This is a genomic window from Lysinibacillus sp. UBA5994, from assembly GCF_002429725.1.
GTDB classification, from domain to species: Bacteria; Bacillota; Bacilli; order Bacillales_A; family Planococcaceae; genus Lysinibacillus; species Lysinibacillus capsici.
The window spans coordinates 39,946-64,324 of the sequence record NZ_DJAU01000024.1; the positions used below are offsets into that span (position 1 = coordinate 39,946).

21 protein-coding genes and 1 other annotated feature are annotated in these 24,379 nt (G+C 37.3%); of the genes, 10 read left to right on the forward strand and 11 right to left on the reverse strand.

Annotated features, from left to right (window positions below):
• Positions 1-38: 38 nt before the first annotated feature.
• Together B3D98_RS07180 and B3D98_RS07185 are read right to left on the reverse strand one after the other, a co-directional pair.
• The gene (locus B3D98_RS07180; RefSeq protein ID WP_048391092.1) at positions 39-617 is read right to left on the reverse strand and encodes a tRNA (mnm(5)s(2)U34)-methyltransferase; all 579 of its coding nucleotides are present in this window, start codon (positions 615-617) and stop codon (positions 39-41) included.
• Positions 614-1,570, reverse strand: a complete 957-nt coding sequence (locus tag B3D98_RS07185) for a TIGR01212 family radical SAM protein (protein ID WP_048391094.1) — start codon at positions 1,568-1,570, stop codon at positions 614-616. The genes B3D98_RS07180 and B3D98_RS07185 overlap by 4 nt, the downstream gene beginning before the upstream one ends.
• Before the next feature lie 225 nt (positions 1,571-1,795).
• Here B3D98_RS07185 and B3D98_RS07190 point away from each other — a divergent pair, with 225 nt between their 5' ends.
• The 4 genes from B3D98_RS07190 (at position 1,796) to leuS (ending at position 8,048) form a co-directional block, all read left to right on the forward strand.
• Positions 1,796-2,974, forward strand: coding sequence for an MDR family MFS transporter (locus tag B3D98_RS07190; RefSeq protein WP_048391096.1), 1,179 nt, complete (start codon positions 1,796-1,798; stop codon positions 2,972-2,974).
• Between the two features lie 147 nt (positions 2,975-3,121).
• On the forward strand, positions 3,122-3,469 hold the full coding sequence (locus tag B3D98_RS07195; RefSeq protein ID WP_048391099.1) for an ArsR/SmtB family transcription factor: 348 nt from the start codon (positions 3,122-3,124) through the stop codon (positions 3,467-3,469).
• A gap of 56 nt (positions 3,470-3,525) precedes the next feature.
• Positions 3,526-5,268, forward strand: coding sequence for a SulP family inorganic anion transporter (locus B3D98_RS07200; protein ID WP_288582066.1), 1,743 nt, complete (start codon positions 3,526-3,528; stop codon positions 5,266-5,268).
• A gap of 65 nt (positions 5,269-5,333) precedes the next feature.
• Positions 5,334-5,544: a binding site (T-box leader), on the forward strand.
• Between the two features lie 86 nt (positions 5,545-5,630).
• Positions 5,631-8,048: a leucine--tRNA ligase gene (gene leuS / locus B3D98_RS07205; protein ID WP_054549916.1), complete on the forward strand. Its 2,418-nt coding sequence runs from the start codon at positions 5,631-5,633 to the stop codon at positions 8,046-8,048.
• A 135-nt stretch (positions 8,049-8,183) separates the two neighbouring features.
• Here leuS and B3D98_RS07210 read toward each other — a convergent pair whose 3' ends face one another.
• The gene (locus B3D98_RS07210; RefSeq protein ID WP_048391105.1) at positions 8,184-9,365 is read right to left on the reverse strand and encodes a NupC/NupG family nucleoside CNT transporter; all 1,182 of its coding nucleotides are present in this window, start codon (positions 9,363-9,365) and stop codon (positions 8,184-8,186) included.
• 350 nt (positions 9,366-9,715) lie between these two features.
• Here B3D98_RS07210 and B3D98_RS07215 point away from each other — a divergent pair, with 350 nt between their 5' ends.
• Both B3D98_RS07215 and B3D98_RS07220 read left to right on the forward strand, forming a co-directional pair.
• Entirely contained in the window at positions 9,716-10,237 is a 522-nt protein-coding gene (locus B3D98_RS07215; RefSeq protein WP_115674329.1) for a sigma-70 family RNA polymerase sigma factor, read from the forward strand.
• Entirely contained in the window at positions 10,224-11,159 is a 936-nt protein-coding gene (locus tag B3D98_RS07220; RefSeq protein ID WP_288582071.1) for a DUF4181 domain-containing protein, read from the forward strand. The genes B3D98_RS07215 and B3D98_RS07220 overlap by 14 nt, the downstream gene beginning before the upstream one ends.
• A 35-nt stretch (positions 11,160-11,194) precedes the next feature.
• Here the strand turns inward: B3D98_RS07220 and B3D98_RS07225 are convergent, their stop codons facing one another.
• Genes B3D98_RS07225 through B3D98_RS07255 form a run of 7 tightly spaced genes read right to left on the reverse strand, consistent with a single transcriptional unit; the run spans position 11,195 to position 17,838 of the window.
• Positions 11,195-12,433, reverse strand: a complete 1,239-nt coding sequence (locus B3D98_RS07225) for a permease (protein ID WP_244205718.1) — start codon at positions 12,431-12,433, stop codon at positions 11,195-11,197.
• Between the two features lie 19 nt (positions 12,434-12,452).
• A complete protein-coding gene (locus B3D98_RS07230) occupies positions 12,453-13,154 on the reverse strand; it encodes a response regulator transcription factor (RefSeq protein WP_115674327.1) in 702 nt (233 codons plus the stop codon).
• 38 nt (positions 13,155-13,192) lie between these two features.
• A complete protein-coding gene (locus B3D98_RS07235; protein WP_115674326.1) occupies positions 13,193-13,945 on the reverse strand; it encodes a sensor histidine kinase in 753 nt (250 codons plus the stop codon).
• 37 nt (positions 13,946-13,982) lie between these two features.
• Positions 13,983-14,975 carry an ABC transporter ATP-binding protein gene (locus B3D98_RS07240; protein WP_048391115.1) on the reverse strand — a complete coding sequence of 331 codons (993 nt, stop codon included), beginning with the start codon at positions 14,973-14,975 and terminating at the stop codon, positions 13,983-13,985.
• A complete protein-coding gene (locus B3D98_RS07245; RefSeq protein WP_288582074.1) occupies positions 14,972-15,985 on the reverse strand; it encodes an ABC transporter ATP-binding protein in 1,014 nt (337 codons plus the stop codon). The genes B3D98_RS07240 and B3D98_RS07245 overlap by 4 nt, the downstream gene beginning before the upstream one ends.
• A gap of 15 nt (positions 15,986-16,000) precedes the next feature.
• The gene (gene nikB, locus B3D98_RS07250; protein ID WP_048391119.1) at positions 16,001-16,921 is read right to left on the reverse strand and encodes a nickel ABC transporter permease; all 921 of its coding nucleotides are present in this window, start codon (positions 16,919-16,921) and stop codon (positions 16,001-16,003) included.
• A gap of 14 nt (positions 16,922-16,935) precedes the next feature.
• Complete coding sequence (locus B3D98_RS07255) at positions 16,936-17,838, reverse strand: ABC transporter permease (RefSeq protein WP_048391122.1); 903 nt, start codon at positions 17,836-17,838, stop codon at positions 16,936-16,938.
• Between the two features lie 182 nt (positions 17,839-18,020).
• On the opposite strand from B3D98_RS07255, the gene B3D98_RS07260 reads away from it, so the two are divergent.
• The 4 genes from B3D98_RS07260 (at position 18,021) to B3D98_RS07275 (ending at position 23,146) form a co-directional block, all read left to right on the forward strand.
• Positions 18,021-19,580, forward strand: a complete 1,560-nt coding sequence (locus B3D98_RS07260) for a glutathione ABC transporter substrate-binding protein (RefSeq protein WP_288582076.1) — start codon at positions 18,021-18,023, stop codon at positions 19,578-19,580.
• Positions 19,581-19,624: 44 nt separating this feature from the next.
• Positions 19,625-20,875, forward strand: coding sequence for an amidohydrolase family protein (locus B3D98_RS07265; RefSeq protein ID WP_066038087.1), 1,251 nt, complete (start codon positions 19,625-19,627; stop codon positions 20,873-20,875).
• Positions 20,872-22,083: an amidohydrolase gene (locus tag B3D98_RS07270; RefSeq protein ID WP_048391128.1), complete on the forward strand. Its 1,212-nt coding sequence runs from the start codon at positions 20,872-20,874 to the stop codon at positions 22,081-22,083. Before B3D98_RS07265 ends, B3D98_RS07270 begins: the two co-directional genes overlap by 4 nt.
• Before the next feature lie 157 nt (positions 22,084-22,240).
• Complete coding sequence (locus B3D98_RS07275) at positions 22,241-23,146, forward strand: DMT family transporter (protein WP_288582080.1); 906 nt, start codon at positions 22,241-22,243, stop codon at positions 23,144-23,146.
• A gap of 15 nt (positions 23,147-23,161) precedes the next feature.
• On the opposite strand, the gene B3D98_RS07280 is transcribed toward B3D98_RS07275, so the two are convergent.
• Positions 23,162-24,373, reverse strand: a complete 1,212-nt coding sequence (locus B3D98_RS07280; protein ID WP_288582082.1) for an MFS transporter — start codon at positions 24,371-24,373, stop codon at positions 23,162-23,164.
• Positions 24,374-24,379: the final 6 nt, after the last annotated feature.

The window sequence follows — 24,379 nt, forward strand, 5'->3', positions numbered from 1 at the left end:
GTTTGATAGAAACTAGCTGATCGCCTTTTAGCATGTAATTATTGAATAGGATGTTCTTTCATTTTCTCTAATGCAATGACGAAGGGTGGATCATTTTGTTGATTCAGAAATGCATATTTTAAGACATGAACATATTTTTGTGGCAGTTGGCTTACATAATCAATGACCTTATCACGCTCTTCTTTTCCACCTGGATGACCATGATAAATAACAAGAACAATCAAACCGCCCACTTTTAAGAGCTTTAATATATTCTCAATGGCTTGGATTGTTGTATTAGGTCTTGTAATAATATCATGGTTGCTACCAGGTAAATAGCCGAGATTGAAGATTGCCGCAGTTACTGGCTTGTGTACAAACTGCGTAACTTCTTCATGCCCTTTATTTAAAACGAGTGCTCGATGTTCTAAACCATGATCTAAAAGTCGGAGGAGTGTCGCGTCAACCGCCTCTTTTTGGACATCAAAGGCATAAACTTGCCCTTCATCCCCAACAAGCTGTGCCAGAAACAATGTGTCATGGCCGTTTCCAGCAGTTGCATCAACAACTGTATCTCCCTCTTTTATATTATCTTTTAATAACTGCTGGGCATATTGTAAAACGCGTTGTAGTATCATTTCATAACCTCTGCCTTATACAACTTCCCTTGCCAACTACCACGACGTTCAAGCTCAGCATCAATGCCATTCAGTACTTCCCATTTATTTACACTCCACATGGGTCCAATCATTAAATCAATCGGTCCATCACCTGTAATACGATGAATGACCATCTCTGGTGGTAAAATTTCTAATTGGTCTGCTACTAGTTTTGTATATACATCTTGATCTAAAAATTCTAGCATACCTTTTTCATATTGCTTCACCATAGGCGTTCCTTTTAATAGATGAAGTAAGTGGATTTTAATGCCTTGGACATCTAATTGTGCAACTGCTCGTGCCGTTTCCATCATCATGTCATAGTCTTCGAGAGGCAATCCGTTAATGATATGTGAGCAAACACGAATGCCATGCTTACGCAATTTTTCAACGCCTTCCACATACGTTGCATAATCATGGGCACGATTAATAAGATTAGCCGTTTTCTCATGCACCGTTTGTAGACCGAGCTCAATCCATAAATACGTCCGCTCATTTAGCTCTGCTAAATATTCGACAACATCATCGGGTAAACAGTCAGGACGAGTAGCAATAGAAAGACCTACTACACCTTCTTGCGCTAAAGCTGCTTCAAATTTTTCTTTTAAAACTGGCAAAGGGGCATGTGTATTTGTGTAGGCTTGGAAATAGGCCATGTATTTGCCATCCTTCCATTTCTGGTGCATTTTGTCTCGGATTTCAGCAAATTGAACATCAATTGGATCTACCTTATTACCAGCAAAATCACCAGAACCTGCAGCACTGCAAAATGTACAGCCACCGAAAGCAACTGTGCCGTCGCGGTTAGGGCAATCAAATCCTGCATCTAATGCCACTTTAAATACTTTATGACCAAATTGGTCACGTAAATAGCGATTCCATGTATAGTATCTTTTCCCCTCTGAAGGAAAAGGAAAATTCGTCTCTGTCATTTATTTCACTCCTCTAACGCTCTATTCTATCATGTGCATTTCGTTCCGTCATGGGGTAAGGGTAATATCATGATTTGGATAAAGAAAAATGGAAAGGAACAAAACTAAATACGATTGAAAATAGGATAGAAGTCTTGTAAAAAAGGTAAAATTATTTTCCTTGTACTTTTAAGTATTTCAGCATACACTAACTATTTAGAGAAGCGAAATAATGGAGGTCATCCTATGCCAAAACGTGTTTGGTTTTTAATTATCGGAATGCTTGTGAACACAACAGGCAACTCTTTTTTATGGCCTTTGAATGCCATTTATATGCATGATTATTTAGGCAAATCTTTAGCTATGGCTGGTTTTGTCTTAATGCTGAATTCTGCTGCTGGAGTATTAGGTAATCTATTAGGTGGTTACTTATTTGATAGAATTGGTGGCTATAAAGCTATTATGCTTGGTATCCTTTTAACGATTGCTTCATTAATTGGCTTAACAATTTGGCACGGTTGGCCACATTATGTGTGGTTTTTAACGATACTAGGCTTTAGTGGGGGCATTGTTTTCCCAGGTATGTTTGCCTTAGCTGGGGCTGCCTGGCCAGAAGGTGGACGTAAGGCTTTTAATACTATCTATTTAGCACAAAATGTCGGTGTTGCCGTAGGTCCTGCCCTTGCCGGTATAGTGGCAGATTATCAATTTGACTATGTGTTTAAAGTGAATTTAGGTATGTATATTTTATTCTTTTTCATTGCCTTATTTACATTTAAGCGTTTGGAGGCGGGCAGTATTGCACCTAAAAATGTCTTGAGCGAAAGTAAGCGAATCGTAAACAAGGCACCTTTCTATGCTTTGTTAATAATTAGTGCATCCTCCGTTTTATGCTGGCTAGCATATTCTCAATGGAGTGCAACCATTTCATCTTATACACAAGATTTAGGATTGGGATTAAAGCAATATAGCTTACTTTGGACAATCAACGGTCTTCTAATTGTCATTGGGCAACCACTCATTGCACCGCTCGTAAAGCGGTGGGAACACAATTTAAAGCGTCAGTTAGTATTTGGTGTAACGCTGATTGCACTTTCCTTTGGTATTATTGCCTTTGCAAACGATTTTAAAATGTTTGGAGCAGCGATGCTTGTCTTAACATTTGGTGAAATGTTTTATACGCCTGCATTACCAACGATTGCTAATCAACTGGCACCAAAAGGTCGTCAAGGATTCTATCAAGGGATTATCAATAGTGCTGCTACTGGAGGACGGATGATTGGTCCACTATTTGGTGGTATTATGGTAGATCAATTTGGCATGATTCCTCTCGTTTTAACATTGGTGGTCATCGTACTATTGGCGATTATTCCATGTTTAACATACGATTATCCTTTAAAGAAGAACAAAATAGTAGCAGATTAATAATGTCGCACTGAAAAGAGCAAAAACAAGTGTTAAGCACTTGTTTTTGTTCTTTTTTTAATAGTAGATATTGAAAAAATGTTGTGACAGGATTACAATCATACATATTCAAATATTTGAATATGTAGTTATATGGAGGGGTTTTTTATGGACGAGGGCTTACAACAGTTCAAAGCGGATTTTTTCAAAGCATTAGCACATCCGTTACGCATCAGAATACTTGAACTCCTTGTAGATGGACAGAAAAGTGTCAATGAGATTCAAGATTGCTTAGAGAAAGAGGGTTCTGCTGTTTCTCAGCAATTAAGTGTATTGCGTGCTAAAAATATTGTTTATGGCGTGAAGGAAGGAAAAAAAGTTTATTATTCTTTAAGTGACCCAATGATTGGTGCATTACTTGGGGTGGCAAAGGATATTTTTAATAACCATTTGGTTAATACCATTTCGAGATTAGAGGAAATGACAAGTAATGAAGGTGACGAAGAGAATAAGTAAATCAATGATGATGAAAAATTGGGCTTTGCTTATTATTTCGAAGGGAAGATTTATCTATGAAGTCACTGTTTACAGGACGCTTTGAAGGATATTCAGTTCAACATGTAAAGAAGGATTTATTGTCAGGGATTATTGTGGGAATCGTTGCTATTCCACTTGCCATGTCCTTTGCCATAGCATCGGGTGTGAAACCTGAATATGGGATTTATACGGCTTGCATTGCAGGTATTCTTATTTCTCTCTTTGGAGGTTCTAAATATCAAATAGGTGGGCCTACGGGGGCGTTTGTGCCAATTCTATTGGGGATTGTTCTTACCTATGGCTATGAAGATTTATTACTTGCGGGTTTAATGGCAGGGGTATTGCTTTGTGTCATGGGCTTTTTTAAGTTAGGGACTTTAATTAAGTTTATTCCACGTCCTGTAACAGTTGGTTTTACAGCAGGGATAGCAGTGATTATTTTTACAGGTCAAATCGCTAACTTTCTAGGGCTCACAAATGTTAAAAGGCATGAATATTTTATCGCCAACATACAGGAAATCATTAAGCAGCTTGGTACGACAAATACGTATAGTATTCTTACTGCTGTCGTATGCTTGGCGACAATAATGATAACTCCAAAGTTTTTTCCAAAGGTTCCAGGAGCATTAGCGGGTATCGTTGTCTCTACACTTATGGCAACTTTCTTCTTTTCAGGACAAGTTGCTACCATTGCAACGGCTTATGGGCAAATTCCTAATACATTACCTCATTTCGTCTTACCAAACATCACGCTCGAACGATTACAACAACTTATTGGCCCAGCGTTTGTCATTGCAATGCTAGGTGGTATTGAGTCTCTATTATCGGCAGTTGTGGCGGATGGGATGACAAATAGTAAGCATAACAGTAATCGTGAGTTAATTGGTCAGGGGATTGCTAATATTGTGACGCCTTTATTCGGTGGTATTCCAGCAACAGGCGCCATTGCACGCACAGCGACCAATATCAAAACAGGCGCAGTATCTCCTATGTCGGGTATCATTCATGGTGTGTTTGTTTTAATCACATTATTGTTATTAGCTCCATATGCATCTCATATTCCGTTAGCAAGCATGGCTCCGGTATTGATGGTCGTAGCTTGGAATATGAGTGAGCGACATCATTTTTCACATATCGCAAAATTAAAATCAGGCGACTCACTGGTATTATTGATTACCTTTTTATTAACGGTATTCACTAGTCTTACATTAGCAGTTGAGGTAGGGCTTGTGCTGGCTGTGCTATTATTTGCGAAACGCATGAGTGAAAAGCTTGTTGTTACAAAAGTACTTCCAGATCATTCAAATAAAAGTGAAAAGGTACAGCCACATGTAGTGCATCAGCAGCATGATTGCCCGCAAATTAGTATGTACACAATTGAAGGGCCGTTGTTTTTTGGTGCTGCACAAATGTTTGAACAAACGATTGAAAGTACTTTGCATCAGCAACCAAGAGTTTTGATATTACGGATGGGGAAAGTGCCCTTTATGGATTCTACTGGAGAAGCATATTTTAGTAATATCATTGAAAATTATACAGCACAGGGCGGTACTATTTTGGTAACGGGTGTGCAAGGAGATTTAAAGGATGCTCTTCAGCACAATGGACTTTACGATAAAATAGGCGCGCAGCATTTTTTTCAGCATACTGGAGAAGCGATTACAAAAGCTTTCCATTATTTAAACGTCAATCAATGTATTGGTTGTCAGCACTTTGCTTTTCATGAATGTCAGGATTTATCAAAGTCTAAGGAAGAAAAGGATTTAATTGTTCAGTAATGGGTAAGCTGTAAACAAAGGCTTGTGCTTTTCAATACTTTCCATTAGAATAAATGCAATATCATGTAAAGACTGTGATGAGGAATAGTAGATTTGTGGTTCTTTTTAGAGAGCTAGCGGTTGGTGGGAGCTAGTAAGAATGCAAGTTGAACTCGCCTTCTGAGTCTGCCCGCGTGAAACAGCGTGTGTCGTTTCTTCCGCGTTAAGGAAGCTTGAGCCGAGTGTAATCACTAATTTGGGTGGTACCGCGGGAGTACAAATTCTCTCGTCCCTTCTATAAGAAAGGGGCGAGTTTTTTTATTTTTTAAATATTTTGTCAATTATGATGGAGAGCAGCACGATCAATCGAAGGAGGAAAAAAAATGAGTTTTAATCATGAACAAATTGAAAAAAAGTGGCAGCAATATTGGGCTGATAACAAAACATTTAAAACTGAAAATGAAACAGCAAAGCCTAAATTCTTTGCTTTAGATATGTTCCCTTATCCATCTGGCGCAGGACTACATGTAGGCCATCCAGAGGGGTATACGGCAACTGATATTCTATCACGCTTTAAACGTATGCAAGGCTATAATGTACTTCATCCAATGGGCTGGGATGCTTTTGGTTTACCAGCTGAGCAATATGCACTTGATACAGGGAATGATCCAGCTGAATTTACAGCTAAAAATATTGCAACATTTAAACGTCAAATTCAAGAGCTAGGCTTCAGCTATGATTGGGATCGCGAAATTAACACAACTGATCCAGAGTATTATAAATGGACACAATGGATTTTTATCCAGCTTTATAAGAAAGGTTTAGCTTATGTAGATGAAGTAGCTGTTAACTGGTGTCCAGCACTTGGCACGGTATTAGCTAACGAAGAAGTAATTGATGGGAAATCAGAGCGTGGTGGTCATCCAGTAGAACGCAGACCAATGAAGCAGTGGATGCTTAAAATTACAGCCTATGCTGATCGTTTAATCGATGACTTAGAAGAAGTTGATTGGCCTGAATCTATTAAAGATATGCAACGCAATTGGATTGGCCGTTCAGAAGGGGCAGAAGTGACATTTGCCATTGACGGTTCTGATCAAAACTTCACAGTTTTCACAACACGTCCTGATACATTGTTTGGTGCTACATACTGTGTGCTTGCACCAGAGCATAAATTAGTGGAACAAATTACAACAGCTGACCAACGCCAAGCTGTTGAGGCTTATTTAGAGAAAGTTAAAATGAAATCTGACCTAGAGCGTACAGATTTAGCGAAAGAAAAAACAGGTGTATTTACAGGTGCTTATGCAGTGAATCCGATAAACGGTAAAAAAGTGCCGATTTGGATTGCTGACTATGTGTTAGTGTCTTATGGTACAGGTGCTATTATGGCGGTGCCAGCACATGATGAACGTGACTATGAATTCGCAACTGAATTTGGTTTAGACATTGTTCCTGTACTTGAAGGTGGAGACATTAGCAAAGAAGCATTTACAGGTGATGGTCAACATATTAACTCTGAATTCCTGAATGGCTTAAATAAAGCAGATGGCATTGCGAAAGCCATTGAATGGTTAGCGGAAAAAGGTGTAGGGGAGAAGAAAATTTCTTATCGTCTACGTGACTGGTTATTCTCCCGTCAGCGTTATTGGGGTGAACCAATTCCAATGATTCATTGGGAAGATGGCACGATTACGCCAGTTCCAGAATCAGAATTACCTTTAATGCTACCAAAAACAGATAATATCCGTCCATCAGGTACTGGTGAATCACCATTAGCAAATATTGAAGAATGGGTAAATGTTGTCGATCCAGAGACAGGTAAAAAAGGACGTCGTGAAACAAATACAATGCCACAGTGGGCAGGTTCGAGCTGGTACTTCCTACGCTATATCGACCCTACAAATACAGAGGCGATTGCAGACCCAGAGTTACTAAAACGTTGGTTACCTGTTGATATTTATATTGGTGGTGCGGAGCATGCTGTATTACATTTACTATACGCTCGCTTCTGGCATAAAGTTCTCTATGATTTAGGCGTTGTCCATACAAAAGAGCCATTCCAAAAATTATTTAACCAGGGAATGATTCTAGGTGAAGGTAACGAGAAAATGTCTAAATCTAAGGGCAATGTTGTCAACCCAGATGAAATCATTACGTCACATGGTGCCGATACATTACGTTTATATGAAATGTTCATGGGCCCACTAGAGGCTTCTGTTGCATGGTCTACAAATGGTTTAGATGGAGCACGTCGCTTCTTAGACCGTATCTGGCGTCTATTTGTCAGTGAAGAAGATGGCGCAATTTCAGCAAAAATTCAAGTGTCTAACGATCAATCACTTGAAAAATCATACCACCAAACAGTGAAAAAAGTGACAGAGGATTATGAAGGCATCCGCTTTAACACAGCTATTTCACAAATGATGGTCTTTATTAATGATTGCTATAAAGCTGATGTGATTCCAACGACTTATGCTGAAGGCTTTGTGAAAATGCTAGCTCCAATCGCTCCGCATATTGCAGAAGAACTATGGCAACTATTAGGACACGATTCGACTCTTTCATATGAGCAATGGCCAACATATGATGAAGCAAAGCTTGTGGATGATGAAGTAGAAATTGCTGTACAAGTTGCTGGTAAAGTTCGTGCTAAGATCGTCGTAGCAAAAGATGCTTCAAAAGAGGATATTGAAAAAGTAGCACTTGCCGATGAAAAGGTTCAAGAATACATGGCAGGAAAGAGCTTAGTGAAAATCATCGTTATTCCAGGCAAACTTGTCAATATTGTCGTAAAATAAAGAGATATAAAGTAAAAATGTACATTACTAAATTCAATTTTAGTAATGTACATTTTTTAATTTAGAGCTTAAGCAGTAAAATAAGGACTGCATCCATCTAACTGAGTGCAATTCAATAAATAGCTCCTGATACAATTAAATAATCAATCCCACAATAATAGCTGTTAGGATACTTACGAGTGTAGCACCGTACAACAACTTTAGTCCAAATCGAGCAACGACATTCCCTTGCCTTTCATTCAAACCTTTTACAGCTCCCGAAATAATCCCGATCGATGAAAAGTTGGCAAAAGATACGAGGAATACAGAAATAATACCTAATGTACGTTCACTCATGGACTCAGCAACATCGCCAAGGTTAATCATAGCAACAAATTCGTTTGTTACTAATTTGGTTGCCATAATACCGCCAGCAGCCACAGCATCTGCCCATGGGATACCCATTAGGAAAGCGATTGGCGCAAAGATATAGCCTAATATTTCTTGGAAAGATATACCGATAATCATATCGAATAATGAATTGATTAAATCCATTAATGCTACGAAACCAATAAGCATTGCCCCAACAATGATGGCTACTTTAAAGCCATCCATAATATATTCGCCAATCATTTGAAAGAACGCTTGCTTCTGTTCATCTTCAATTGTTAAGATATCTTCTTTTTCATCCACAGTATATGGATTAATGATGGAAACAATAATAAATCCACCAAACAGGTTTAATACAATGGCCGTAACAACATACTTTGGCTCAATCATCGTCATATAAGCTCCAACTACTGACATCGAAACAGTCGACATAGCAGAAGCGCATAATGTATACATACGTTGTGGTGCAATCTTATCTAATTGCTTTTTAACAGTTATGAACACTTCGGATTGACCTACCATAGCGGAAGCAACAGCATTATAGGATTCCAATTTCCCCATGCCACTTACTTTACTTAAAAATAAACCTACCCATTTCATCAGAAAAGGAAGAATTTTAAAATGCTGCAAGATCCCAATCAGAACAGATATAAAGACGATCGGTAATAAAACTGTTAAAAAGAAGGGTGATTCGCCTTCATTTGCTAAGCCACCAAAAACAAAGGATATACCTGCATTTGCATAGGACAATAAGTGATCAAACACTTTGGTGATTCCTTTGATTAGCACATAGCCGACCGTTGTATTAAGTAGTAAAGCTGCCAATAAAAATTGGATGATCAACATAATCACTATATATTTATATTTTATTTCTTTTTTGTTTTTACTCATTAATAAAGCTAAGGCAAAAACTAGTAACAATCCACAAAAGGATATTAAGTATCTCATAAGTTCCTCCATAAGTATCTGTGATATTTTGTCCTGATGTTCCAATTTCAGAAGAACAGCTAAAGATCTTAATTAGTCAGACGTCAGACAAACAATCTCACTATAACAGTTTTTTTGCTAGTTATTCAATAGATAAAAGAAAAAAAGTATGCAACATGGCATACAAATAAATTCACTCTTAAAAATGTAGGTTATTTCTTTAGGAGTTACTATTCATAAAAAATACCCTCTTATTGTGTGAGGATTTTTTCTTTTTATGACCTTCATGTTAACGAAACTTTTCGATTTTTTTTGAAACCAACCAAGTTCGGATTACGACTATAGGGTGAATGTTTGTAGGAGGTGTTTGGATGAGTGAGCATTTAGTGGCCATTATGGAAGAACACGGAGAATATTGCTTACGAGTGGCTTATCTTTATGTAAAGGATTGGGCGATGGCAGAAGAAATAGTCCAGGATGTCTTTTTTTCTTATTATCTGCAGCAGGATCGCTTTGAACAAAGAGCATCTCTAAAGACCTATTTAGTTAAAATAACTGTACATAAAAGTCATGATTATTTGCGAAGCTGGAAAAATAAACGCCATCAACTGTTGGAAAAATTGCATATTGGTGCAAGTAAACGAACACCAGAAACGATGCTATTAGCACAGGATGAACGGACAACATTAACAAATGCTTTATTTGAGTTACCTATTACTTATAGAGAAGTCGTCATCCTTTATTATTATCAGGAATTAAAGGTTAGAGAAATTGCAGATATTCTTACATGTGCAGAAAATACAGTTAAAACCAGATTGCATCGAGCAAGAAAAATGTTACAGGAAAAATTAGCGAATAGTAAGTGGGAGGTGTTAATGAATGACAACTTTTAAAGAGAAATTGGATCAAGAACTTGGCGAAGCACCACGATTTACGAAATCCTTACAGGAGGATATTTTACGGCAAGTGCGGCAAACAAAAAAGACAAGACGCTGGTCATATCCTTTGATTATCATAGGCACGATAGTTATGTTTCTATTGATAATAGAAATCGGTCCATTAGGGCAGATAGAGCAAACGCAACATGCTTCAATTGTTCAATTAGCACAGCAGCAATCAATAAAGAAATATACAATAATTTACAATTCGGATGAGGAGATCTTTAAGGCTGGAAGACCTGGGTGGGTCATTGGACAACGAGTAATGGAGCAAAGTTCAGAAAAAGTGTTATTACAACAACTATTACAGCAAGCTACAGTGACTCAAATGAATGAGCGTACTTTTTTTAGATTACAACGTGATGTCTGGGTAGAATTTGAAAAAGGTCAGGTTATGAAGCTGAAAATGTTCATAAACGACGAGGATATCGGAATTGTTGATTATGACAACAATTCATTTTATAAAGTAGAAAATAAAGATTTGGCCAAGGCTTATTTAGATCTTATTCTCAATGATGATGCTAAATTTGGAATGTCAGGTTTAATCGTTATGCTAGTTATTTTTCTAGCTATCCAAATGCTTGGCGATAAACTAATGAGGAAAATGTTTAATATACCAAAGGAGTATGTCAATAGTCATCATAGACGTGCTGTTTGGGCTATTAAAATTTTGAATACCATGATGCTCATGGTGATCATAATTAAAGGGTGGATTTTATTTACTGTTATCATTGGAGGATATTTAGTTGTCAGCCTTTTCAGCTCTAATTTCATTGACTATTACTATGGTCGAGAGGAAAAAAGACATTATCTTTCCATTAGTTCGGCCATTGTTGGCTTGCTATCACTAATCCTATTTTTATTTTATATCAGTTAAATAACTTATAAACCTGAACCCGAATAATCTCGAGTTCAGGTATTTTTTTCCATCGTTTCAGTCTGAAGCATTAATTGATAAATACTCGAGATCATAAAGCTGGTAGCTAATCCGTAAAGCGTATTAAAGCTTAAACCAACACCAATTCCAATGATGATGGATAGCAGGATGACAAGCCAGCTATGCTTATGAATATGGCGATTCGTAAATAAAAGGATTAACACAAACGGTAGCATGGTAATGTGCAGAAAGGCAAAAGAATAAATAACACCTAAAATCGTTAAATCGATAGATAAGAAACAGGTGAATAAAATAATCATCAGGCCAATCAAATAGAAATAATAGGGTCTTTTCGTCACAAAAAAACGTTTCGTTGCCCGCATGTCTACAAGCAAGGTTGTGACAATGGCTAATAGGACAATGACGAGAAAAGCAAATGTCAGAAAGCCTGGTTGTACTTCATATAAAAACGTAAAAATCAGTACTTGGAATTGGCCAAATGATCCGCTATATAGGGCAATCATTAAAATTGCCGTAAATGATAGCGTTAATAACGCTAAAATTACACCAGAGGAAAACAGACTGCTACGTACTTTTTTAGGTTTTATAAAGGCAATTAAATACCATGTTGATTTATCAAAAAATACTTGTCCTAAAACAGCAAGTTGAATAATGACATAGAACAGCAGAATTTCGCTATTTTTAAAATAAAATAAATAAGGGTGATATAAGCGAATACCCTCATATACGGTGCTTGCCCCATTTAGTACAAAGTAATAAATAGGGATAAAAATAAGTAATGAAAAAAGAGCAATAATAAATAAAATTTCCAACCATAGTATACTTTTCACTGACATGATGCGGTCAAGAAGTAAGATGCCGATTAAAAAGAAAAAAAGTGTAATAGGGACTGGAATATTTAACATAATTTCAGACAATACACTAATGCTTATTAATTGAATAAGCCAAAGTTCAATACCTGTTAACAAGTAAAATAGACGTATAACCTTTAAATTCATTCCAGACAATTTACGCTGTATGGTAAAGAGCAAAAAGCTTTGTGTATGCTGATTTTGTGTGTAATCGCTCTTATTCAGCAATGAACCAAGTATGATAAATGAAATAGCTGTTGCTAGTGTATAACAAATGCCCGCCATAAAACCAAAAGAAATAAGGGCTGAGGGAGAGGACAATAATAAATTACCATTAATCCATCTCGCTAAAAGAATAATGACTCCTGCTGCTGTGCTTAAACTTGCAAATGGAACAAGCAATGAAAACTTCCTTAGCATATTATGAAAGACCTTTACTCATTTTAGAGGATTTATATTGACGTGGTGATTGATTATATTTTTTCTTAAACGCAACACTAAAATAGTGCTGACTATTAAAACCACAGCTCTCAGCAATTGCAGACATACTTGTGTCTAGATTTTCATTGATTTTCTTTACAGCCATTTCTAGGCGATAATTATTAATATATTCATTAATGCCAATAGACTGCTCCTCCAAAAATTTACGACTTAAATAGCTTGGATTCAAATGAATTTTTTCAGCAATAATATTGAGACTCAGTTTTTCATAATAGTTTTCATGAATATAGGAAAGTGCGCTTTGTATCGCATCATGGTTAGAACTCCACACCTTATATTTCTCCACAATAGCATCTAATTCACTTGCAATGACTGGTTTTGTAAGATAATCCTTTACCCCGATACGCAATGCTTGTTGGGCATATTCAAAGGTTTGATAAGCTGTTACCATGATGATGTCTACCTCATAAAGCGCTTTTAATTCCTTGCTCAACGTGATTCCATCTTTCCCAGGCATTTGAATATCCAAAAAGGCGATAGTCATACGGTGCTTCTTAGCTAATTGCAGAGCTTGTGAGGCATCTTGGGCAGTATGGAAGGTCCAATTCGGAAAATGTGGCTTTAATAAATAAATCATTTGCTCAAGCTCTAATGGCTCATCATCTGCGATTAAAATATTCATGGCGAGATACTCCTTTCTCCTTCCAGTTGATAGAATGCCTAAGCGGGAACATGGATGGTAACAGTGTAATGCTGTTCATTGTTTTGAATCGAGAATAAAATATTTTCGAGCCCATAAATGAGCTCAAGCCGTTTTCTAATATTTTCGAGCCCATAACCTTGCTGCAGTTCGTCTACTACCTGTTCAGTAGTCATTTCTATTTTTTCTAAAGGCTGTGTATTTTTAATTTCAATTAATAAGCTATTATCCATTTTTTTGATTGTAATGGATAGCTCTGCCTGTCCTATATGTTTTTCAAAGCTATGTTTATAGGCATTTTCAATAATAGTCTGCAGAATAAAAGGTGGTATTTGGACGGATAGTGCTTCATCATCAACATATTTATTTACAGTCAAACGATGGCCAAATCGCAATTGTTGAATATTTAAATAACTATCGACAAATTGTATCTCGTTCTTTAACGCAATTAACACCTCATGATTATTGTATTTAAATTTAAAAAATGTTGCCAAAGCCTCAATGCCCGCAACCAAATCTTCCTTACGATTGATGCGAGCTAGGCTTAATAATGAATTTAATGCATTAAAAAAGAAATGTGGCTGTATTTGCTGATTCAACTGGAGAATATTTGCTCTTTGTAAATCCTGCTCAAGCTCTAAATTTCTTTTTTCCTCCTCAAGGCTATCGATTTGCTTTTCGAAAATAAATATAAAAGTAAGCAGAAAAGCTCCAATAATTGGAGCAATTACACATAGGAGAATATATATGTTGAAGGTTTCTGGTTGTAACATAATGACCTCTCCGTTTATTTTGTAAGTGTAAGATACATTAAACTAAATTTTCTGCGAAATGGCAAGCTACCTTATGTGTTGCAGTGATCGCTCGTAGTGCTGGCACTTCTGCTTTACATTTATCCGTTGCGAATGGGCAACGTGTGTGAAAGCTACAGCCAGTAGGGGGACTAAGAGGTGATGGTAAGTCACCTTTTAAAATAATGCGCTCCTTACGATACTGCTTATCAATAACAGGTATAGAAGAAAACAGTGCTTTTGTATAAGGATGATGTGGCTGAGTAAAAAGGGAATGCTTATCAGCAATTTCTACGACCTTTCCAAGATACATCACCATAATACGGTCTGAAATATGTCGAACAACACTTAAATCGTGTGAGATAAATAAAAAGGTTAAATCTAAATCTCTTTGTAGTTGTTTTAGTAAATTTAGTATTTGAGCTTGAATGGAAACATCTAGGGCAGAAACAGACTCATCACAAATAATAATTTTAGGATTAACAGCAAGGGCTCTGGCAATACCAATCCGCTGACGCTGACCACCCGAAAATTCATGTGGATAACGCTCTAAGTATTCAGGACGTAACCCGACAAGAGACATTAATTCAATCATGCGTGCTTCTTGATGCTCAGGTGGTACAATTTTTTGAATAGACATGGCCTCTGTTAACATTTTACGAATGGTTCTTCGTGGGTTAAGGGACGCATAGGGATCTTGGAAAATAATTTGAATGTCCTTGCGTGCAGCACGAAGCTCTTTTTTGTTCATATTCACTAGATTTTTACCGAATAATAATACCTCTCCAGCAGTAGGCTCATCTAATCTTAAAATAGAACGACCAGTTGTTGATTTTCCGCAGCCAGATTCTCCTACAATACTGAGCGTCTCACCAGGCATGATGTCGAAAGACACCCCATCCACAGCTTTTACAACCTGCTGTGGACCGAAGAGCTTTTCTTTTTTTAAGAAAAAATGCTGCTTTAAATCATTTACTTGTAATAGTGGTTGTGTATGTTGCGCTGTTGTCATACTGTCAGCTCCTTCATAAGTGTTTCTCCTTGCCATTCATTACTGTACATCCAGCATCTTACCTTTTTTCCTTGCTCTACAGTCAAAAGCTCAGGCTGTTGTTCACGACATAAATCTGTAGCAAATGGGCAACGTTCTGCATAACGGCAGCCAATTGGATAATTATAGGGACTTGGGACAGTTCCGTGAATAGTAGATAATTCTTCTTGGTCTTCATATAGCTTTGGTAATGATTGAATTAATCCATTTGTATAAGGGTGTAGCGGTTTTTCAAAAAGACTTTCTGTTGTGCCTTCTTCTACAACCTGTCCCGCATACATAACAGCAATCTTATCGCAGATTTCTGCTACAACACCAAGGTCATGGGTAATGAAGATAATGCTCATGCCTAGTTGTTTTTGCAGGTTTTGAATAATATCAATAATTTGAGCTTGAATAGTTACATCAAGGGCAGTTGTCGGTTCGTCAGCAATTAACACATCTGGTGTACACGCTAGTGCCATGGCAATCATAATGCGCTGTCGCATCCCACCACTTAACTGATAAGGCTCCTGCTTCGCTCTTTTTTCGGGTGCAGGAATCCCAACTAGGCGAATCATATCGACAGCCTTTTGCCATGCTTCTTTACGTGAGAAGCCTTGGTGCAATCGAATGGATTCAGCAATTTGCTCTCCAACGGATAATACAGGATTTAAGCTTGTCATAGGCTCTTGAAAAATCATCGATATTTTATTGCCCCGAATTTTACGTAGCTCTTCATCTGAGAGCTTCAAAATGTCTGTATTATTTAATAAAATTTCGCCATTGATGATTTTACCAGGAGGCGATGGTACTAAACGAAGTAATGACAGGGAAGTCATGGATTTTCCACAACCAGATTCACCAACAATGCCCAGTGTTTCTCCTTTTTGAAGAGTAAAGGATACCCCATCGACAGCTTTGGCAACCCCTTCACTCGAATAAAAATAGGTTTGTAAATTTTTTACTTCCAACACGGTTTCTTGTTTCATCCGTTTTTCCCCTCCTTAGTTTAAATCCATTCGTTTATTAAAGAATCGGTACAATATGTCTACAAAAAGATTAATGAAAACAAATATTAACGAGGCAACAAGAACGCCACCTTGTACGACTGGTATATCACGTGTTCGAATGGCATCTACAATCATTCGTCCTAATCCGTTTACAGCGAAAACCGATTCAACTAAAACTGTTCCGCCAAGTAAACTACCAAACTGTAAGCCTACTACTGTAATAACTGGAATCAAGGCATTGCGTAATGCGTGCTTTAAAATGATGATGTATCCTTTTAAGCCTTTTGCTTTCGCTGTTCGTATATAGTCTTGGTTTACAACCTCTAACATACTAGAGCGAGTCATACGAGCGACGATGGCAGCTCCACCAGCACCAAGTGTGACAGCTGGTAGAATAATATGTTTGGCACTATCCCAGCCTGCTACAGGAAGCCAGTGTAACTGTACAGAGAATACATACATTAATAAAATTCCTAACCAGAAGCTTGGAAGGGAAATCCCTAATAAAGCGACAACCATTAATCCTACATCCATCAAAGAATAAGGACGGATAGCGGAGATAATACCCGCAATAAGCCCCAGAACAATGGTGATTAAAATACTATAAAAGGCTAGCTCTATGGTAATCGGTAATCGGGAGGTAATTTCCTCGAATACTGGTTGATTATTTTTTAAAGAGTTACCCATATCTCCTTGTAGAAGATTTTTAATATAGTCTGTATATTGAACTGCTAATGGTTTATTGAGCCCTAAATTTTCACGTAATTCTGCAACCGTTTCTTGAGAAGCTCCTTCTCCTGCTAAAATAATCGCTGGGTCTCCGGGAATCATCTGCATAATTAGAAAAACAACAAGCGTTACACCAAGTGTTACAGGAATAATTTGAGCTAGTCGTTTTAAGATAAATAATGTCATGTGTCTTCTCTCCTTTAATTTTTCATTCTTGGGTCTAGCGCATCGCGTAAACCGTCACCAAATAAGTTAAAGCCTAATACAAGTATAGAAATCATAATACCTGGGAATAGCGCCATATAAGGAGCGGTAAATAGAAAATCTCGTCCGTTAGAAAGCATGGCACCCCATTCAGGAGATGGTGGCTGAGCACCTAAACCTAAGAATGATAGTCCTGCTGCAGATAGAATAGCGGTTGCTAAGCGCATTGATGCTTGTACAATAATAGGTGATAAAATATTTGGAAAAATATGCTTAATTAAAATCGTCATATCATTTGCTCCAAGTGTTTTGACAGCATCGATATATTCTAATTTTTTAACCTCCATTGTTGAGCCACGTACAATACGAGCAAACATAGGAATAGAGAAAAAACCAACAGCAATTGTGACATTGATAAGGCTCGGCCCCAATGCACTAACAATCGCTAAAGCTAGCAAAATACCTGGGAACGCAAGCATGATATCTAAAATTCTACTAATAATAGAATCAACCCATCTGCCATAATAGCCAGCAATAAGACCTAAGAAAGTGCCGATTGTACCACCGAATAAAACAGCTGAAATACCAACACCAATTGATAAACGTGATCCATATAAAATTCGACTTAAAATATCTCGCCCTTTGTCATCCGTTCCCATTAGATGTTCAACGCTTGGTCCTTGTAATTTTTGATCTAATTGTACGTCGTAGGGATCGTAAGGGGCTAAAATGGGCCCGATAAGAAACATCAATATATATAGAAGAATGATGATGCCTCCTACGACAGCTGCTTTATTCTTTTTGATTTTGTTTAGGAAAGAAACAAGATTCTTTTTTCTAGATGCCTTGCGTGCATTCACTAAAACAGAATGATCAATAGTAGTTGTTACTTTATTCATATCGAATACTCCTTTTCTATTTGATTTGATTTCAATTTAGTGAAAAGCGTAAAGAATGTAAATATTTTATGGCTTATTAGTCAGAAAATTTAAAAAACACGTAAAAATTTTAAAAAACAAGTGAATTTTATTTCTTTATAATTCGAAATGTAAGGAACAAATCACACAAGGAGGAAATGTTGATGAAGAAAATGAAGTTGTTTTTATTCATGGCACTAATAACTGTACTTATTCTGCAAGCCTGCTCTACTGCTAGCAATAATAGTACAGAAGGTTCCAAAGAGGGATCAAAAAGCGTAGGAGGAGAATTAGTTATTCTAAGAGCAGCAGATGCGACAAGTCTTGATCCTCACTTTATTACAGATATTCCATCAGCAAATATTATTCATGGCAAGGTATATGAAACACTTGTCGCTTTTGATAGAGATCGTAAAATTGTTCCATTACTTGCAAAAGAGTGGGAGCAAAAAGATGAAGTCACTTGGACATTTACATTAAATGAAGGCATTAAATTCCATGATGGAGCAGATTTTAATGCAGAGGCTGTAAAAGCGACATTTGACCGAATTCTAGATCCTGCAACTGGATCACCACAGCGTGATAAATTATCTATGATTAGTGAAGTAGTGGTAGATGATGAATATGTTGTAACGTTGAAATTAAAAGAACCATATGCTCCGCTTCTATCTATTTTAGCCAGTCAAGAGGGTAGCATGATGAGCCCGAAAGCGATTGCTGAAGCAGCGGACGAATTAGCAACTCATCCAGTAGGGACAGGCCCATTTGTATTTGAAACTTGGAAATCTGGTCAAGAAATCACTTTAATTTCGAATAAAGATTATTGGGGGACTGTACCGAAAGTAGATAAAGTAACATTTAAAGTTGTACCAGAGGATTCTACTCGTCTAGCAATGATTGAAAGTGGAGAAGCACATATTGCTGAACAAGTACCTGTAACAGAGATTGATCGTATTGAAAATTCTTCAACGATGAATTTATTCCGTGCAGAAGGACTAGCAGTAGAATTTATCGGATTCAACGTGAAAGATACGTTATTATCTGATGTAAAAGTACGTCAAGCTATTAGCTATGCTGTTGACCGTGAAGCAATTATTAGCGGTATTTATGATAATGTAGGAACACTTGCAAATTCTGCAATGAGTCCAAAAATTATTGGATATTCTAGTGAAACGAAACCGTATGACTATGATGTAGTGAAGGCTAAAGAATTGTTAAAAGAAGCTGGCGTTCAAGAGGGAACAAAAGTTAAATTACTGACAAGTGACCGTAAAGAGCGTATCAACATGGCGGAGGTTATTCAATCTCAATTAAAAGGAATCGGATTAGATGTTGATATTCAAGTAATGGAGTATGGTGCATTTATTTCTGAAATTACGAAAGAACAGCATCAAATCTTTATTAGTGGTTGGGGTAATGCAACGGGTGATGCTGATTATAACCAATACAATCTATTCCACACTGCATCTATGGGGCCTCCAGGAAACCATTTCTACTATTCAAATCCAGAAGTAGACAAGCTAATTGAGCAAGGGCGTTCTGAAGCAAACCAAGAGGCACGTAATGAAATCTACAAAAAAGCAATGCAAATCGAGTTAGACGAAGCTGTGTATATTCCAGTGCGTAACTATGAGCATTTAGCAGTTTACAGCAATGCTGTAAAAGGTTTCTGGTTAGATGCATCTAACTACACGATGATCAGTGGCGTTGAAATTGTAGAGTAATCAAATTTGGTGATAGACGAAAAAATACCAATTGGGAGGAAACTATGAGTAAACTATTGCTGAAAAATGTGAGATTAGAAGAAGCATATGAGCGCGAAAATGAACACATTGTTGCTACTCGTACAGGTATTTATGATGTTCTAATCGAAGATGGACATGTTCAACAAGTAGATAAGGATATAGTGGCTGATGAAGATGTAGAAGTAATAGATGCACAACAGCAACTATTAGTCCCTTCATTCCGAGAAATGCATATTCATATTGATAAAACGTATTTCGGCGGAGAATGGCAGGCACCAAGACCCATTACTAAAGGGATTTTAACACGCATTGAAGAAGAAAGAACACTACTACCTAAACAATTGCCGACAGCTGCTTATCGAGCTGAGGAAATGGTGAAGTGGCTCATTTCCCAAGGACACACACATATTCGTTCACATTGTAATGTTGACCCACAAATTGGGACAAAGCATATTGAAATTACAAAACAGGTTTTAGCAAACTATCAAGATCAAATCACCTATGATATTGTAGCCTTTCCACAGCATGGCTTATTACGCTCCAATGTAGAGGGACTAATCCGTGAGGCAATGGCGATGGGAGCAACGCTTGTTGGAGGCGTTGACCCATCCATTGTAGATCGCAATATCGAAAAGTCATTGCAAACAACGATGGGTATTGCACAAGACTATAATGCAGGGATCGATATTCATATTCACACAGCGAACACACTAGGCGAATTTGAATTTTATAAACTGATTGAGTTAACGAAACAGGCGAAAAAAGAAGGTCAAGTCACAATTAGCCATGCGATGGCACTTGCTGATTTAGAACAGTCACGGTTAGAAAATTTAGTTCAAGCCATGGCTGAGGTACAAATGGATGTAACAACAACTGTACCAATCGATTTGAACCGTTCGACAATACCAATTCCTTATCTTTATAACAATGGTGTAAAGGTATCTGTGGGACATGATAGCTTAACAGATCATTGGTCACCATATGGTACTGGTAATACGATTATGAAATTAAATGTCATGGCGGAGAGATTCCGTTTTATTGATGAATATTCATTAAGTCGAGCTTGGAAATACGCCTCTGGTGGTATCACACCATTGAATGATGTAGGAGAACGTGTTTGGCCACAAGTTGGTGATAAAGCGAATATGCTGTTAGTGGATGGCGTGAGCACTGCACATGTGATAGCAAGAAGATGCCCAATTACTACGGTCATTTCACAAGGCAAAATGATTCACCAACAGGATGTAGGAGAGTTGAAAGGAGAATTCAGATGAAGCACTGGCTTACAAATGTTCTACTTGAAACAGGAGAATATCTAAAGGAAAATGATACAGTTGGAACGAAAGTGGAGCTTTTTCACCTTGAAATTACAGATGGCTTCATTTCGCAAATTGTACCCGCAACAGACGCAATCGATTCTCAAAACGAAGTCACAGATATGAAAGGGAAGCTGCTATTACCTGCCTTTAAGGAAATGCATAATCATTTAGATAAAACATACTTATCTTTACCGTGGAAGGCTTGTGTGCCCGTAAAGAATTTAAAGGAACGACTTGATCGTGAAGCACAAGAGTTATCCGTTCTTGCTACAACAGGTAAACAACGTGCGGCTGCAATGATTGAAAAAATCCTTAAGAATGGTGCGAATCATATTCGTACACATGTCAATATCGATCCATACATTGGATTAAAAAATTTAGAAGGTGTACTAGCGGCATTGGACGATTATAAAGATGTCGTGACATCCGAAGTCATTGCCTTTCCACAGCATGGTCTACTAAGAGATGATGTCCCTAAATTATTGCGTGAAGCTTTACGCAATGGAGCGACGATGATTGGCGGCCTAGATCCAGCTGGCATCGATAACTCGATCGAGCCTTCTCTTTATGAAGTGATGGATATTGCACAGGAATTTAATGTTGATGTCGATATTCATTTACATGATGGTGGACATGTTGGGTATTATACAATCGATAAATGGATAGACATCGTGGAGGATGCCAAATATCAGGGGAGAACGGCAATAAGTCATGCCTTTTCACTTGGTGATGTATCAATCATGGAGCAACATAAAATTGCAGATCGTTTAGCACAACAACAAGTAAAAATAATGTCAACGGTGCCATTTGATTTGCGACGATTAATTCCACCGATTGAATTACTAACAGAGCACGGCGTGGATGTCCATTTTGGTTGTGACGGCTTTTATGATTCTTGGAGTCCTAATGGCTCAGGAGATATTTTAGAAAAAGCGACTACTTTTGCAGATATTTCTCGTAAACTTGACGAACGCTCTATTCGACAAACATTAAAATATATTACAAGTGGTGTCACGCCATTAGATGCAAATGGTCAGAAGGTTTGGCCGAATGTGAAGGACGAAGCAAGTTTTGTATTCTTTGACGCAGTATCAAGCGCGGAAGTTATTGCACGTAAACCATCCAACCGAGTGGTTATGTCTAAAGGAAAGTTTATCAATTAAGCATAAATCTAAATCCCCCTTATTTAGATAACATAGCAAACTAGAAATTTTCTAGTTTGCTATACTTATGTTTTAATAGGAAAGATGAATAAAGGAAAGGGAAGTAGATTTGCCATTACTTATGTAGAAATCTCTTTATTTGCGGGTGCGATAAAATATGAAACAACTAACAATCTATATGATTTTATTTAGCTGTGTATTTTTTTGGGCCAGTAACTTCATTATTGGCTCTATTTTAATTGAACATTGGGATCCTTTAACGGTTGCCATTTTTAGATTGATTGTCATTGTTCTCTTTTTAGGAGGGATTAGTTGGAAAGCAATCTACCGAACAACATTTACAAGAAATGATTTATTGTTATTGATCCTTGCAGGAATACTGGGCGTTTCCATTAATCACTATAGCTTTTATGCTAGTCTCCAGCACACTTCTCCTATCACTGCGGCTTTAATATTAGCCTGTGCACCGATTGTCACATCTCTGCTGAATAAAATGATCTATCATGAATCACGTAACGGCATATTTTGGCTAGGTGCAATACTATCATTTGTTGGTGTTGGCCTCATCATTACAAAAGGGGCACTTATCACCATTTCAATCGGTAAGGGTGAGGTGCTGAGCTTAATTACAATGCTAAGCTTTGCTTTGTTCCTCATTATTGTCAATCATCTTAGTCTGAAAATGTCAGCCCAGTCGATTACGTTCTATACAAATTTAATAGGTTTACTGGTGCTTGTGCCGTTTTCATTTACTATTTTGCCGCAGACGAATTGGCAAGTTGCAGTACCCTACTGGTTTTTGCTCATCTTATCAGCGATTATTATTCATGGGGTAAGCAATTTAATGTGGAATCAAAAAATGAAGGAGGTCGGCTCAACAAATGCGTCGTTGTTGTTAAACTTTGAGCCAGCTATAGCCATGCTATTGAGTGCTGTATTTTTAAAACAATTCCCTACAAGTGTTCAAATATATGGCTCTTTATTAATTTTAGTAGGAATTTTGTTGTGTATTTATTATAAAGAAATTAAAGCAATTGTCCTTGTAAAAAAAACAATGAATTAGCAAAAAAAGAGATGCTCATTTTTTGAGTACATCTCTTTTTTGCTGTTTCTGTAGCGAATTTAAAATAAATAGGTATGTTATTGGCAGAAAAGCAGTAATGATTACGATACCATGCCACTGAAATAATGACCAAACAGGGCTTAGTATTGTACTTCCAGAGGCCACCCCAAGGTAATAAGCGACCAAATATAGACTAGAGGCGCTTCCTTTTTGATAAAGAGCTAGCCGACTTACCAATGAGGAAGTTAATGCATGAGCAGTAAAAAAACCTAAACATGCTAGACAAAGTCCAATTACAATAATGAAAAGTGACTTGCTTAATGTAAAAAGTATTCCCACAGTTAATAAACAAACACCAAATGTTCGAATGGTATGTAATCCAACTTTTCCTGCAAGTGCATTAGCAATAGGCGAACCAATAATACCTAAACCATAGGCTAAAAAAATAAAAGAAATGCTTTGTAAAGATAATAGAAAAGGAGGCGCTGTTAAGTAATAGGGAATAAATGACCAAACTCCAGTAAAGGATAATTGTAAAATAACTCCTAATCCAAAAAGCATCAATAATTGAGGGTTTTTCAAATGAAACCAAAAGCCTTGTAAATCCTGTTGAATCGTACGCTGTTGTACCGAAAAATTTTTGGATTTAGGTAGCATCCACCAGACAATTACCATAACGATGCACCCCATAATGGCTAATGAAACAAATGCCATTTTCCATGAAAAATATTCAGTGACATACCCCATCATGAGTCTACCAATTGTTCCGCCTAGTGCATTACAAGAAATATATAATGCAGTGGCAAAGCCCATTGATTGTTGATTAATTTCTTCGCTAAGATAGGCAAGTGCTGCTGCAGGTACACCTGCAATAGCAAAGCCCTGAATAAAGCGTAATAAAATAATAGTAGAAAAAGAATCAGTTAGTGGCATGAAAAAAAAAGGTATGATAGTAAAAACTATGGATAAATGAATGAACAAAACTCTTCCATAACGATCTGATAAAAAACCTAGCACGATTAATCCAAGAATTACTGATAGAGTAGTCATAGATACGGATAGACTTGCAACGGATACAGAAATATGAAATTGCTCTGTAAAGAAGGGGAGCAGGGGCTGAACAGAATACATTGCTGCAAAGACAAAAACAGAAGCCCCGCCCAAACTAATGACAATTGTCCAAAAAGAGCGATCTCTTATTGAATAACCCTTTGTATTTATGCCCATCTTAAA